This window comes from Kluyvera sp. Awk 3, assembly GCF_028069715.1.
In the GTDB taxonomy this organism is placed as follows: Bacteria; Pseudomonadota; Gammaproteobacteria; order Enterobacterales; family Enterobacteriaceae; genus Kluyvera; species Kluyvera georgiana_A.
Genome location: NZ_JANEWH010000123.1, coordinates 1 through 13,490, shown reverse-complemented (window position 1 = coordinate 13,490; position 13,490 = coordinate 1). Strand labels below are relative to the sequence as shown.

The following is a 13,490-nucleotide window of genomic DNA, read 5'->3' as shown; positions in this document are numbered from 1 at the left end:
CAAAATAAAGACTCATTTATTACGTCTCGTTACACAATAATTTGTCTGGGCATCCTTGGCTGCCTGGGGGTTTTATTGGTTAGAGTCGCCGACCTGCAATTTTTAAATCACCCTATGCTGGCAAAAGAGGCCGATCAGCGTTCACTGCGCACCGTAGTGTTGCCGACAAACCGCGGCACGCTGGTCGACCGCGATGGCGAGGCGCTCGCCATGAGCGTCCCGTCACGTGACGTTGTGGTCGATCCGGTCAAAATTGTTGAGGCCAGTCCGAATTTCCGCGATGCAAAATGGCAATATCTCGCTTCCGCGTTGAATACCACCCCCGATCAAATTGCGAACAAAATTTATCAGAATGCGCACCGTCATTTTCTATTCCTGGGACGCAAAGTTGAGCTTGGGATTGCGAAAGATATCGCCGATCTGCATATAAAAGGTATCAGCGAGGTGTATGACGACAGTCGTTTCTACCCTATGGGGGAAGCGGCAGCGCCTTTAATCGGCATTGTGGGGGCCGATAATAATGGTCTGAACGGCGTAGAACGTGGCTACGATTCTATTTTACAGGGCGAACCGGGCAAGGAAATTTATCGCAAAGACGCTAATGGCGGTATTATTAACGTCCTCGATTATGACGCGCCAAAACAGCCGCCAACCGTTCAACTCAGCATTGATAAATTTGACCAATATACGCTGTACAGCAAACTGCGCGACGGCGTGCTGCTGAATAAAGCGGACTCAGGCGCGGCGGTGCTGGTCAAAATTGATACCGGTGAGATCCTGGCTATGGCTTCTTACCCCTCGTACAACCCCAACAATTTCGATAACGCCACACAAACGCAAATGCGTGATGTGGCGATTAACGACAGTTTCGAACCCGGTTCCACGGTCAAGCCGTTGGTAATTATCGAGGGGCTGGAGAGAAACATTATTCAGCCAAATACGTTACTGGATACCACCCCCTATCGCGTCAATGGCCATCTGATTCGCGACGTGGGCCATTGGCCACAGCTGACGCCAACCGGTATTCTGCAAAAATCGAGCGATATCGGCGTTTCTCATATTGCGCTGGCGATGCCGGCACAGGCGCTGGTTGATACCTATCAGGCGTTCGGTCTCGGCAAACCCACTGGCCTGGGGCTTAGCGGGGAAAGCGTAGGCTATTTTCCGCTGCACCGTCGGCAGTGGGCCGATATTGAACGTGCGACCTTCTCCTTCGGCTACGGATTACGCGTCACGCCGCTGCAGATAGCCCGCGAATACGCCACCCTGGGTTCGTTTGGGGTCTATCGTCCCCTGTCGATCACCAAAGTGACCCCGCCGGTAATGGGCCAGCAGGTGGCCGATCCGTCGATCGTCAAAACCGTGGTACATATGATGGAAAGCGACGTGCTTCCCGGCGGCAGCGGCGTGCGGGCGGCGGTGCCGGGGTATCGGCTGGCGACCAAAACAGGGACCGCTGAAAAACTGGGCGATAGCGGCAAGTATGACGGCGGCTATGTGAACTACACAGCAGGCGTCGCGCCGGTTAGTCACCCGGAGGTCGCACTGGTCGTGGTCGTTAACAACCCCACTGCCGGCACTCACTTCGGCGGTTCCGTCGCGGCGCCGATTTTCGGCAACATCATGGGTCCGGTATTGAAGAATATGAATATCGCGCCGGACGCGCTGATACAGTAAGCCCCCAAATTTGGCTGCGGTGTTTATCGTTCCCGCAGCCATTTTTCATACTGCTCAGGCCACGCGAGAGTTTTGGTTCCAGCCCTGCCCATCCCAAAGCCATGTCCCCCGGTAGGATAACGATGCATTTCTACCGATATGCCTGCACGAAGGCAGGCCGTCTGTAAAATTAAGGTATTGTGCGGATCGGACACCGAATCATCTTCCGCCTGGACCAGAAACATCGGCGGAGTCGTTGGCGTCACGTAATGTTGTACAGACCAGGCGGCATCCTGCGCCTGCGTCGCATTCTTCCCCACCAATACCCGATGCGTTGACGTGTGGCTGTAAGGTTTCTCCAGCGTCACGATGGGATAAATCAGCGCCGCGCCATCAGCTCGCGCCGGTAGGCTGTCCAGCGCATCAAGCGGCGTATAGCTGCGCTCTTCAGCGCGCGTTGCCGCCATTCCCAACAGATGCCCTCCGGCGGAAAATCCCAGCACGCTCACCCGCATCTCCCGCTGACGGATGATGCGCAACGCCCGCTGGGCATCCTGTAAAGCAACGCGAGATCCGTCGTGCCAGCCTTCTCCCGGCAGGCGGTAACTAAGTATATAAGCGGTATAACCTCGGGCTACCAACCAACGCGCGGCGGGCCAGCCCTCCTTCGCCATCTCAACGCGGGTATAACCACCGCCCGGTGCGACCAGCACACCGTGCCCATTCGCCCTGAACGGCGTCAGAATCGTGAGGAAGGGAACGGCAATATGACGCTGCGCCCCATGCACGCTCAGTTGCACTGGCCCCGTTGGACCGCCGCCGCCGGGCGGAATTCCCGGCCATAGTGGCAGCATCTCTGTCGAGACGTCTGAAGGCGTGGATAAAGACAGCCCCGCCCTCGCTGCCAACAGCGTGGCACTCAAACCGAGAAGAAATTGACGACGCCGCATAGTGTCACTCTGACGCGAAAGAGTTTTCAGTTAAGCAGATAAATAAGAGGGAAAAATGAAGACTGTCGGGCTAAATTCAAAAAAAACCTCGAGCTGTAGATTTATACAGAATCTTCATTGCCAGGGTTCTACGCACCGCTATAGGAATGCGGTAATCCCCTGCAGCTCTTTTCGTCGCTGGGTATTTTCTCATAAGCCATTCGGGGTATTCCGCCCACAGGATTTGCATTTTTCTTCGTTATATAATCAAATATACATCGATTATTTCCCTCCTCGATGAGCAATGCATGTCTACATTACAACGTTTACTCCTGAGCTTGACGCTGGCCTGTGCCAGTCTGACAGCCGCAACGCCTGCGCTGGCCGAGCGCACCGTCACCGATCAACTTGGTCGCAAAGTCACCCTGCCTGATACCGTGAATCGTGTTGTGGTGCTCCAGCACCAGACGCTCAACCTGCTCGTGCAGCTCAACGCCGCCGACGATATCGTCGGCGTATTAAGCAGTTGGAAAAAACAGCTCGGCCCAGAGTTCGCGCGCTTTATGCCCGGCATTGTCAAACTGCCGATGCCCGGCGATCTGACCCAGGTGAATATGGAAAGCCTGCTGGCGCTGCATCCGCAGGTGGTGTTTATCGCCAACTACGCGCCAGCGGCGATGATTCAGCAGATAACGAACGCCGGGATCCCGGTGGTAGCCATTTCTCTGCGCCAGGACGCGGCGGGTGAGAAAAACAAAATGAATCCCTCGATGGCCAATGAGGAACAGGCTTACAACGACGGGCTCAAGCAAGGTATTCGGCTGATTGGCGAAGTGGTCAACCGCACCGCCCAGGCGGATGCATTGATAGACTACACCTTTGCCGCACGCGCCCGATTTAACGCGCCGGTCGCGGATATTCCGGCGGCGGAAAAAGTGCGTGTTTATATGGCCAATCCGGACCTGAACACCTACGGTTCCGGTAAATACACCGGCCTGATGATGCAACATGCCGGGGCGATGAACGTCGCCGCCGCCACGGTAAAAGGCGCGCGTCAGGTTTCGCTGGAACAGGTATTACAGTGGAATCCGCAGGTGATTTTCGTGCAGGACCGTTATCCCGAGGTGGTCAAGCAGATCGTCAACGACCCGCAGTGGCAAGGCATTGACGCGGTGAAAAATCATCGCGTGTGGCTGATGCCGGAATACGCGAAAGCCTGGGGCTACCCCATGCCGGAAGCATTAGCCATAGGCGAACTGTGGATGGCGAAAAAGCTCTACCCGGAACGCTATAAAGATATTGATGTCGACGCGCAGGCCCAGGATTACTACCAACGCTTTTATCGTACCGACTGGCAGCCAAATGCGCATCAGTAGTCACGCCAAAACGATACAGGGTGGCCTGATGCTGCTCACTCTGGCTGTGGCGGTGTCTTCTCTCTGTCTGGGTCAATACAAGCTGTCAATAGGCCAGGTGCTGGCTCAGTTTGCTCAGCCGCATAATACGTTAGCGATCGCCCATCAGATTGTCTGGGACGTTCGCCTACCGCGTATTTTGCTCGCCCTGCTGGCCGGCGGCGCGCTTGGCCTGTGCGGTGCCACCTTACAGGGCGTATTCCAGAACCCGCTGGTGGATCCGCACATTATCGGCGTCACCTCCGGCTCCGCGTTTGGCGGGACGTTGGCAATTCTGCTCGGGCTGAGTATGCCGCTGATGATGGCCACCACTTTCTTCTTTGGTCTGCTGGCGCTGATGCTGGTGTATCTGCTGGCAGCACTTCAGGGTCGAGAGAATACGCTGGTGCTGATTCTCGCGGGGATCGTGCTCAGCGGTTTCTTTGCCGCGCTGGTCAGCCTGATGCAGTACCTGTCGGATACTGAAGAAGTCCTCCCCAACATCGTCTTCTGGCTGTTGGGCAGTTTCGCGACCGCCAACTGGCACAAAGTCCTGTTGTTGACCCTTCCAGTGATCGCCGCCGCGCTGGTGCTGTACCGGCTGCGTTGGCGCATCAACCTGTTGTCGCTGGACGACAAAGATGCCCGCGCGCTGGGCGTCAGCGTCACCGCACTGCGCCGCGGCGTACTGCTCTGCTGCGCACTGCTGGTTGCCGCGCAGGTGGCGGTCAGCGGCAGTATTGCGTGGGTGGGGCTGGTGATCCCGCATCTGGCGCGGATGCTCTGCGGTGCCGATCATCGTCGTTTGCTCCCCTGTGCCTTCTGGATGGGGGCCTGTTTTATGATTGTGGTCGATGACCTCGCCCGCACGCCGACCGCCGCCGAGATTCCCATAGGGATCATTACCGCGCTGGTCGGCGCCCCCTTATTTGCCGTGATGCTGGTACGGGCCAGCCGTAAAGGGATGCTGAAATGACGCCGACGCTAACGCTATTGCAGCTGGAATATGGTCATCAGTCTGCGCTGTTTACGCCGCTGAACCTGCATTGCCAGCCCGGTGAAATATGGGCCGTCCTTGGCGCCAACGGTCGCGGTAAAAGTACTTTACTCGATACCATTACCGGCGTTTTACCGGCGCTTTCTGGCAGCGTGAAGGCCTCCGGCGGAGTGGGGATCGTGCCGCAGTCATTCCGTCCGGCCTTCGCCTGGCGGGTAAAAGAGGTGGTGCTGATGGGGCGTGCGCGACATATCGCCCTCTTCGCTCAGCCGCAGAAAGAAGATGAGCGTCAGGTGCTTGATGCGCTGGCACAGCTAAACATCGCTGACCTGGCCGAGACGCTATTCAGCACCCTCTCTGGCGGCCAGCAGCAACTGGTGATGATCGCCCGCGCGCTGGTCGGCGCCAGTCAGAATATCCTGTTGGATGAACCCTGTTCAGCACTGGACCTGGGCAATCAGCAAACGGTATTGCAGCTGATTAGCGATCTGTCACACAACCAGTCGCGCACGGTGATGTTTACCACGCACGATCCCGCGCATGCGCTACAGGTCGCCAGCCACACGTTGCTGCTGATGCCGGGCAACCAGTGGTTGGCCGGGCCAACGCCGGAGGTGGTGCAGGAAGAGAATCTCCAGCATGCTTACGGCGTGCAGGTTCGTCGGCTCCAGCTTGAGGGGTATCCGTCTCCGGTGGTGACGCCGCTCTTTAGCATTCGTCGGCCGGCGACATAAACCCGGCGTCACGTAAACAGCGCTGCCCCTCTTCACCGAGAATAAACCGGCATAACGAGTGCGCGGCGTCATGCTCATTCAGCAGGGTCAGGTAGTAATCACAGTAGATGTTCCACGGTGCAGGAATCGTCACACAACGTATTTCTGCCTGATTCGCCAGTGCCGCCGCATAGTGCGCATAGCCGATAAACAGATCGGCGTGCCCTTCATCAATTAACCACCGACTGGCGATGACACCGTTCGGTAGCCTGAGCGAATCGCGGCCGCCAACCAGCGGTATCGCGCGCTGTTTTAGCGCGTGGCCCAATCCAGGATGGCTCTGTTCAATACGCTCAAACAGCTGCCACGTATAGTCGCCGGAAGGATCGCACTGCGGTGTGGAGGTTCCCAGCCGCAGCGTTGTATCCGCCAGCAGCTCCAGCCACGTTTTCCCCGTCGTCTGCGGCGTATTTCGAACAGTCAACATCAGCGTGTTACGGGCGAACAGATGGAGACCGCGGGCGCGCCCCGTATCACAAAGCGTTTGCGGATGCTGACGGTTCGCCGAGGCAAACAGCGAGCACCGCTCGCCATTCTCGATCCGTTCACGCAGAAGCCCCGCCGGACCAAAAACCAGCGAAACCGGAATACCGGTCTGTGCGGCAAACGCCGCCTGGAGGGGAATCAATGCGCGGCGAAGGCTTCCCGCCGCCATCAGTGTCAATGTGGAGTGCATAAGCGCAAGGTCATAGCCCGAACATAAGCGTTATATTATCCGGGCTATTACGCTATTGACCAGCACTTTAGTAGCGAATTTCCGCCAGCGCCTGCAGTTGCTCCGGCGTCGCCACCGGCAGATGGAAAAAGTCCAGGTAGGCCGGAATCATTTCAAACAGCATATCGGTACCTCGCTGCACCGGGCAGCCGCGGGCCATCGCCGCCTGTAGCAACGGTGTGTATTCCTGCTTCATCACCACCTCGCCGACAAATGTCCCCGCATCAAGACGTTCGACATCCAGCGGGAGCGGATCGCCGGGCGACATACCGAGCGGCGTTGCGTTGACCACCAGCGAATGCCCCGCCGGATCGCTCGCCATCACCGTCAGCTTCAGCTGCGGATAGTGCGCGAGCAAACGATCGGCCAGCGCCTGCGCCGCGCTTTCGCGGGCATCCACCAACGTCAACGCGCTAACGCCTGCCGATGCGAGCGAGGCGGCAATCGCTGACCCCACGCCGCCGCTGCCCACCACCAGCGCTCGCGCGCCAGTAGTGCGAAACCCCTTGCGCTGAATACCGCGCACAAAGCCGTCGCCATCAAACATATCGCCGGTCAGCGAACCATCGGCTTCCCGGCGAATCGCGTTGCAGGCTCCGGCAATCTGCGCGGTGGGGCTCATCCGGTCGACCAGTTCGCAGGTGGCGATTTTATGCGGCATGGTCACCAGCGCCCCCGCGATGTTGGTGAGTGAAAACAGCGTGGGGATCAGCGCCACATAGTCTTTCGGCTTCACCCCCATCGGCACCACTTTGACATCCACGCCCTGGTCGGCAAACCAGGGGTTGTAGATCATCGGCGCTTTAAAACTTTCGGTTGGATAACCCAGATGAGCAATTAACCGCGTATGCCCACTAATTTGCATGTGTCCCCTCCTGCTCAGGCAGATCCAGTTCGATGCGCTTCACGTCACCGAGAATAAACACATACGCCACCACGCCGAGCAGCGCCGCGCCGCCGATGTAAACCAGGGCGTAGAAGAAATTGCCAAAGGCGGCAACGATAAAACCGATCACCAGCGGCGTGAGAATACCCGCCAGATTAGCGCAGAAGTTAAACAACCCGCCGGTCAAGCCGCCCAATCCTTTTGGCGCCATGTCGGAAATTAAGGTCCAGCCAAGGCCGACCATCCCCTGCCCGAAGAAGGCAAACGACATGACCAGGATCACCGCCGTGTCGCTCGAGAGCCAGTTGGCGCTGATAATGCTGCTCGCCATCAGCAGGCCGGCGATAATCGGCAGCTTACGGCCCAGATTGGCGCTGCCGGTCGCTTTCAGCAATTTGTCAGACACCCAACCGCCGAACATCACGCCGCCCGCCGCCGCCAGGAATGGCAGAATGGCAAAGAAGCCGACCTTCAGCCATGGCATATGACGTTCGGTGGCCAGATAGGTCGGGAACCAGGTCAGGAAAAACACCAGCACAGTATTGCCCGCAAACTGGCCAATACTGGCACCAATAATCTGCCGTTTGCGCAACAGCTGGCGGACCAGCGGCCAGCTAAAGGCTTTACGCTGCTCGGCGCCGGTGGTCATGCCGCCGCCCGCGGTGATGTACTCGCGCTCCTGCTGACTCAGACGGCGGTCTTCATGCGGTTCGCGATAGTGACGCCACCAGACCAGCGCAAACAGCAGCCCGACCACGCCAACGGTAATAAACAGCGTGCGCCAGCCAAAACCATCCATGATCCAGAACAGCAGCGGCGCGAAGCAGGCCAGTCCGAGATATTCACCAACGGTATAAACGGCGGTCGCTTTTGCGCGCTCGTGTTGCGGAAACCACGCGCTCACCACCCGGCTATTGACCGGAAAGCACGGCGCTTCGCTGACGCCAAGACCAAAACGGCACAGCAGCAGCGTTTTCAGCCCCACGGCGAAACCGTGGAACAGCGTGAACAGAGACCAGAAGCTAAGGGCCAGGAAATAGGTCACCTTATTACCAAAGCGGTCGAGGAACATACCGCCCGGAATTTGCGCCAGCGCATAGGTCCAGGCAAAGGCGGAAAAAACAATCCCCATCACCGCCGCGCTGATACCCAGCTCCTGAGTGAGCTGCGGCGCAGCGATGCCCAGCACGGTGCGGTCGAGATAGTTAATCATGGTCCCCACTGCCAGCAGCGCCAGAATACCAATGCGCCGCCGGGAGCGGGGTACCGCGTTAACCGCCTCAGCGGTAGCCACGCGATTTTGGCCGAGTGAGTTCATAGTGTTTACCTGTCGTTGTCGAGTGCAGATGAAAGTTTATAGTTATGGTCTGTCCTTCGCCGTTAGCGTACCGGGTGGTACATCTTTCCGCTAACGGTACTGCATAGCCGCCAGTCGCACAGCGGCATTGACCGCGCCATATTGCGCGTAGCCGTGGCGTCTTTCGGTTAATTCAAAGAAGAAGCGTCCTTCGCTGAACGGCCAGGTGTAGCGATGTAAAAACTCGCCGCCGGCACCATCGCGATCGTAGAGAATCTGCTGACGCTGCAAGGTTTCCACCTGGGCCGCGTCGCCGAAGCGCGCCTGTAGATCCTCGTAATAGTTGGCCGGTACCGGCAGCGACAGCGAGGCCGCCAGCGGCTGATTTTCCAGGAAAGTGGGCAGATCGTCGCTGGCGAACGCCGCATGCTGTAAACCGGCCCCCTGATAACACGCCACCGAGCGGGCAATCTGCGTCGCGCGGCTTTGGGAAATATTCAGCGCCAGGCGCACGTTGCCCTGCGGGCTTTGCACCGCCAGGCTGCGCACCAGGCCGTAAGGATCGGGCATGGTCTGCTCATGTTCCAGCGTGAACCCCAGCACCGCACGGAAGAACATCACCCAGTTATCGCGGCTGTCAGCCTCCATACCGAGCGCCAAATGGTCGATACCTAAAAGCTGTCCGTCGGTCGCCGCAGCGGTAAGATTGAAATCCTGCGCGTAGATATCTTTCTCATCATCCACCAGATAAACCAGACTGCCGTCCGGCGCGCACACCGCCGGGATGGTACTCTCATTCGGCCCGACCTCTCCCTGCCAGGTCGCATAGCCGTAAGCTCTGGCGCGGGCGACGATCGGCGCGCTGGCGCTGACGCGCAGAGCCATCGCACACAGTGAAACGCCGTGGCGTTGATAGAAGTGATCGGCCCAACTGTACGGTTGATAGTTAATAATCACCCGCGCACCGCCGTTGCTCCACAGCGCGACCTGTTTGGAACGGTGCATCCCCGCCAATTGAAAACCCATGCCATTGAGCATGACGCCCAGCTTTTTCGCCTCAGCGGGGCTGGCGGCAAACTCAATAAATTCGATGTCTTTAAAGGTTGGGAGATCGGCGGTGTGAAAGAGTTCGGCGTCGCTTTCTCCCAGCGCGCGGCGGGTTTGCTCCTCCAGCCACAGCAGCGAGCGGTAACCATCTTTCGCCGTCGCGCCGTTCGGTGAGGCGCGGAAACCATCGTTAAAGATCTCCAGCGACCATGGCCCACGGTAGCCTAAGCGGGTCAACTCACGGGTAAATTCCACCAGCGGCAGTTCACCCTGCCCAGGGAAACAGCGGAAATGGCGGCTCCACTCTAGCACGTCCATTTTCATCAATGGTGCGTCGGCGAGCTGGAGGAAAGTGATTTTGTCCATTGGCACTTCGTGCAAGCGGCTAAGATCGTCGCCGAGCGCCAGAATATGGAAACTGTCGAGCACGATGCCCATCGCCGGGCTATCCACCGCTTTTACCCGCTCCCACGCCTGATACCAGCGGTTTACGTGGGCCCCCCACGCCAGCGCTTCATATCCAATACGGATATTTTCCTGCTCCGCGAGCGTCGCCAGCGCCCGCAGGTCAGCCACCTGCTGTTCGAAATCGGCGGAGCTGTCAGCCTGCACGTTGCTGCACAGCAGCAGCGTGTCGCAACCCAGTTCATGCATCAGCGCAAACTTGCGCTTCGCTCGCGCCAGGTTGGCCGCGAACTGGGCCCGTGTGCCGCCCTCAAAATCGCGAAACGGTTGAAACAGCGTGATTTTGAGCCCCAGATCGTCGGCCATGTTACGGACATCCGCTGGCGTACCGGTATAATAGAGCAAATCGTTTTCGAAGATTTCAACGCCCTGATAACCCGCCGCTGCAATCGCGCTCAGTTTTTCAGGCAGGGTTCCGGAAATGGATACGGTAGCAATAGAACGCAACATAGTTTCACCTGGCTCACGCTGTAACAGTTGCATCGAATATGAATCATTTGGTTCAGTGACGCCAGAATTGGTTGCTAAATTGTGATCATTGTGTGTATTTTTTTGTGCCCGGTAAAAAATGAACAGGAGTTGTTATGTCAGCCATTGCTCAAGATGATGCACAGTCGCTAAAAACACGGATTTTTACCGCCGCCATTGCGGTGTTCGCCGAGCATGGGCTAGCTGGCGCACGCATGGAGCAAATTGCCTCCGAGGCGCAGACCACTAAACGGATGGTGGTTTACTACTTCAAAACCAAAGAGCTGCTGTACCAGGCGGTTCTGCAATATGTTTATTCGCGCATTCGCGAAACGGAACAACAGCTCGGGCTGGAGAACCTGCCGCCGGTCGAGGCGCTGGTACAATTGGTAAAATGGAGCGTTCGCTATCATGTCGAACATGCGGACTTTATGCGGATTATCTGTATGGAGAATATGCAGCGCGGAAAATGGCTGCTGGCTTCCGGCGATTTAAAGCGCCTGAACAAAAGCGCCCTCTCCCTGCTGGAGCAAATTCTGCACCGCGGACAAGAACTGGGGATTTTTCAGCCCGCGCTCGAGGCCCGCGACGTTCATCGGCTCATCAGCAGCTTCAGCTTCTATCAGGTGTCGAACTTCTACAGCTTTAATAGCCTCTATCTTGAAGGTCCGCTTCCGGATATTGATGATGAAGCGCTCATTCGCCATCACAGCGATCTGGCGGTGAAATCGATTCTGCGCTTCGTTATCGCCTAATCAGCGAGTTACGGCTGCCCTGAAAGCGCCGTGACCACTTTTTGCATCGCTTCACGCGTCAGCTCAGCGCGCTGGACCTTATTATTCGCCAGCGCCGTGCGCAGCACCCCGGCAATCACAATATGCTTAGGTTCCTGCCCTAAATCGCGCATTTCCAGCACCACTTTGCCCACTACGCGACACATTTCCTGGTATAAAACGTCGTCTTTCGCCTGATTTCCCATCATTTACGCTCGCTAATTTCCATTAATAATCAATTTATTATTGGTTCGTTTCGCCCAGAAAGCAAATTCGCGCCAGTCAGAATGCGCGAGCAAACCGCGTGTTGCGCATCGCCAGTGTTACATTTTCACAAAAAAATCGTTTTTGTTTTGTTAATTAGCTAGTTTTGTTTTTGAAACAGCGTTTTTATTTTCTTTTTTCGCCATAACATCGTATAATCCGCCGCGTTTCTTTCTTGAATGGTTTCAGCTCATTGGACTACATCAATAAACGATTAAAACATCGCCTTTTTGACTATGCTGAACCTCTAGCACACTTTCCTCTGCACGCTTTTTTTATGTCACCTATTCTTATGGCGTGGCATAGCAACTTTCGTAATACAGGTTTGACTCCGTGGCCGTGCGCGCATGGAGCGAGAATTCAAAATCCTAATCCTTCTCAATCTCAACTTAAAGACTAAGACTGTCATGAAAAAGACCAAAATTGTTTGCACCATCGGGCCGAAAACCGAATCCGAAGAGATGTTAGGCAAAATGCTCGACGCGGGCATGAACGTTATGCGTCTGAACTTCTCCCACGGCGACTATGCTGAACACGGTCAGCGCATCCAGAACCTGCGCAACGTGATGAGCAAAACCGGTAAGAAAGCCGCTATCCTGCTGGATACCAAAGGCCCGGAAATCCGTACTATCAAGCTGGAAGGCGGTAACGACGTTTCCCTGAAAGCTGGCCAGACCTTCACTTTCACCACTGACAAATCTGTTGTCGGTAACAGCGAAATCGTTGCTGTCACCTACGAAGGTTTCACCAAAGATCTGTCCGTTGGTAACACCGTACTGGTTGACGATGGTCTGATCGGTATGGAAGTCACCGCTATCGAAGGTAACAAAGTTATCTGTAAAGTGCTGAACAACGGCGACCTGGGTGAAAACAAAGGCGTTAACCTGCCGGGCGTTTCTATCGCTCTGCCGGCACTGGCTGAGAAAGACAAGCAAGACCTGATCTTCGGTTGCGAGCAGGGCGTTGACTTCGTTGCGGCTTCCTTTATCCGTAAACGTTCTGACGTCGTTGAAATCCGCGAGCACCTGAAGGCGCACGGCGGCGAAAACATCCAGATCATCTCCAAAATCGAAAACCAGGAAGGCCTGAACAACTTCGACGAAATCCTCGAAGCTTCTGACGGCATCATGGTTGCTCGTGGCGACATGGGCGTTGAGATCCCGGTTGAAGAAGTTATCTTCGCGCAGAAGATGATCATCGAAAAATGTATCCGCGCGCGTAAAGTGGTTATCACTGCGACCCAGATGCTGGATTCCATGATCAAAAACCCGCGTCCGACCCGCGCTGAAGCTGGCGACGTGGCTAACGCCATCCTCGACGGTACCGACGCAGTGATGCTGTCCGGCGAATCCGCGAAAGGTAAATACCCGCTGGAAGCGGTCACCATCATGGCGACCATCTGCGAACGTACTGACCGCGTGATGACCAGCCGTCTGGAATTCAACAACGACAGCCGTAAACTGCGCATCACCGAAGCCGTTTGCCGTGGCGCGGTTGAAACTGCAGAAAAACTGGACGCACCGCTGATCGTGGTTGCCACCCAGGGCGGTAAATCCGCACGCGCTATCCGTAAATACTTCCCGGATGCCACCATCCTGGCGCTGACCACCAACGAAACCACCGCGCGTCAGCTGGTGCTGAGCAAAGGCGTTGTCGCTCAGGTTGTCAAAGAAATCAACTCTACCGATGATTTCTACCGTCTGGGTAAAGAAGTCGCTGTCGAAAGCGGCCTGGCACAGAAAGGCGACGTAGTTGTGATGGTTTCCGGCGCGCTGGTTCCGAGCGGCACCACCAACACCGCATCCGTGCACGTACTGTAATAATTC

At 56.6% G+C, this 13,490-nt stretch carries 13 protein-coding genes; 7 read left to right on the top strand and 6 right to left on the bottom strand.

The features are described 5' to 3' along the window. Positions 1–18 precede the first annotated feature (18 nt). A complete protein-coding gene (locus tag NNN71_RS19825) occupies positions 19–1,677 on the top strand; it encodes a penicillin-binding transpeptidase domain-containing protein (RefSeq protein WP_271459165.1) in 1,659 nt (552 codons plus the stop codon). 23 nt (positions 1,678–1,700) lie between these two features. On the opposite strand, the gene NNN71_RS19820 is transcribed toward NNN71_RS19825, so the two are convergent. Beyond that, a complete protein-coding gene (locus NNN71_RS19820; RefSeq protein ID WP_271459164.1) occupies positions 1,701–2,606 on the bottom strand; it encodes an alpha/beta hydrolase in 906 nt (301 codons plus the stop codon). Between the two features lie 287 nt (positions 2,607–2,893). Here NNN71_RS19820 and NNN71_RS19815 point away from each other — a divergent pair, with 287 nt between their 5' ends. The 3 genes from NNN71_RS19815 to NNN71_RS19805 are packed head-to-tail and all read left to right on the top strand — an operon-like array spanning position 2,894 to position 5,710. Further along, positions 2,894–3,961 carry an ABC transporter substrate-binding protein gene (locus NNN71_RS19815; RefSeq protein WP_271459163.1) on the top strand — a complete coding sequence of 356 codons (1,068 nt, stop codon included), beginning with the start codon at positions 2,894–2,896 and terminating at the stop codon, positions 3,959–3,961. Further along, positions 3,948–4,955 carry a FecCD family ABC transporter permease gene (locus NNN71_RS19810; protein WP_271459162.1) on the top strand — a complete coding sequence of 336 codons (1,008 nt, stop codon included), beginning with the start codon at positions 3,948–3,950 and terminating at the stop codon, positions 4,953–4,955. The genes NNN71_RS19815 and NNN71_RS19810 overlap by 14 nt, the downstream gene beginning before the upstream one ends. Next, entirely contained in the window at positions 4,952–5,710 is a 759-nt protein-coding gene (locus tag NNN71_RS19805; protein ID WP_271459161.1) for an ABC transporter ATP-binding protein, read from the top strand. Before NNN71_RS19810 ends, NNN71_RS19805 begins: the two co-directional genes overlap by 4 nt. Here the strand turns inward: NNN71_RS19805 and NNN71_RS19800 are convergent. From NNN71_RS19800 to NNN71_RS19785, 4 genes are all read right to left on the bottom strand, one after another. Beyond that, positions 5,685–6,425, bottom strand: a complete 741-nt coding sequence (locus tag NNN71_RS19800; RefSeq protein WP_271459160.1) for a substrate-binding domain-containing protein — start codon at positions 6,423–6,425, stop codon at positions 5,685–5,687. The genes NNN71_RS19805 and NNN71_RS19800 overlap by 26 nt on opposite strands. 67 nt (positions 6,426–6,492) lie before the next feature. Further along, a complete protein-coding gene (locus NNN71_RS19795) occupies positions 6,493–7,329 on the bottom strand; it encodes a shikimate dehydrogenase family protein (protein ID WP_271459159.1) in 837 nt (278 codons plus the stop codon). Continuing rightward, positions 7,319–8,668, bottom strand: coding sequence for an MFS transporter (locus NNN71_RS19790; RefSeq protein WP_163447411.1), 1,350 nt, complete (start codon positions 8,666–8,668; stop codon positions 7,319–7,321). The genes NNN71_RS19795 and NNN71_RS19790 overlap by 11 nt, the downstream gene beginning before the upstream one ends. Before the next feature lie 90 nt (positions 8,669–8,758). After that, positions 8,759–10,609 (bottom strand): bifunctional sugar phosphate isomerase/epimerase/4-hydroxyphenylpyruvate dioxygenase family protein, encoded by a 1,851-nt coding sequence (locus NNN71_RS19785; protein ID WP_271459158.1) that lies wholly within the window; start codon positions 10,607–10,609, stop codon positions 8,759–8,761. Positions 10,610–10,743: 134 nt separating this feature from the next. Here NNN71_RS19785 and NNN71_RS19780 point away from each other — a divergent pair, with 134 nt between their 5' ends. Then, positions 10,744–11,382 carry a TetR family transcriptional regulator gene (locus NNN71_RS19780; RefSeq protein ID WP_223802506.1) on the top strand — a complete coding sequence of 213 codons (639 nt, stop codon included), beginning with the start codon at positions 10,744–10,746 and terminating at the stop codon, positions 11,380–11,382. Between the two features lie 8 nt (positions 11,383–11,390). Here the strand turns inward: NNN71_RS19780 and fumD are convergent, their stop codons facing one another. Beyond that, entirely contained in the window at positions 11,391–11,606 is a 216-nt protein-coding gene (fumD, locus tag NNN71_RS19775; RefSeq protein WP_163447408.1) for a fumarate hydratase FumD, read from the bottom strand. 233 nt (positions 11,607–11,839) lie between these two features. On the opposite strand from fumD, the gene ynhH reads away from it, so the two are divergent. Both ynhH and pykF read left to right on the top strand, forming a co-directional pair. Continuing rightward, positions 11,840–12,064, top strand: a complete 225-nt coding sequence (gene ynhH, locus NNN71_RS25305; RefSeq protein ID WP_420811692.1) for a protein YnhH — start codon at positions 11,840–11,842, stop codon at positions 12,062–12,064. Between the two features lie 7 nt (positions 12,065–12,071). Continuing rightward, a complete protein-coding gene (gene pykF / locus NNN71_RS19770; RefSeq protein WP_163447407.1) occupies positions 12,072–13,484 on the top strand; it encodes a pyruvate kinase PykF in 1,413 nt (470 codons plus the stop codon). Positions 13,485–13,490 lie beyond the last annotated feature (6 nt).

Coding starts and splice junctions, on each gene's coding strand:
- NNN71_RS19805 (WP_271459161.1), top strand. CDS start 4,952: ATGACGCCGACGCTAACGCTATTGCAGCTGGAATATGGTCATCAGTCT.
- NNN71_RS19790 (WP_163447411.1), bottom strand. CDS start 8,668: ATGAACTCACTCGGCCAAAATCGCGTGGCTACCGCTGAGGCGGTTAAC.
- NNN71_RS19810 (WP_271459162.1), top strand. CDS start 3,948: ATGCGCATCAGTAGTCACGCCAAAACGATACAGGGTGGCCTGATGCTG.
- fumD (WP_163447408.1), bottom strand. CDS start 11,606: ATGGGAAATCAGGCGAAAGACGACGTTTTATACCAGGAAATGTGTCGC.
- NNN71_RS19820 (WP_271459164.1), bottom strand. CDS start 2,606: ATGCGGCGTCGTCAATTTCTTCTCGGTTTGAGTGCCACGCTGTTGGCA.
- NNN71_RS19780 (WP_223802506.1), top strand. CDS start 10,744: ATGTCAGCCATTGCTCAAGATGATGCACAGTCGCTAAAAACACGGATT.
- NNN71_RS19800 (WP_271459160.1), bottom strand. CDS start 6,425: ATGCACTCCACATTGACACTGATGGCGGCGGGAAGCCTTCGCCGCGCA.
- NNN71_RS19795 (WP_271459159.1), bottom strand. CDS start 7,329: ATGCAAATTAGTGGGCATACGCGGTTAATTGCTCATCTGGGTTATCCA.
- pykF (WP_163447407.1), top strand. CDS start 12,072: ATGAAAAAGACCAAAATTGTTTGCACCATCGGGCCGAAAACCGAATCC.
- NNN71_RS19785 (WP_271459158.1), bottom strand. CDS start 10,609: ATGTTGCGTTCTATTGCTACCGTATCCATTTCCGGAACCCTGCCTGAA.
- NNN71_RS19815 (WP_271459163.1), top strand. CDS start 2,894: ATGTCTACATTACAACGTTTACTCCTGAGCTTGACGCTGGCCTGTGCC.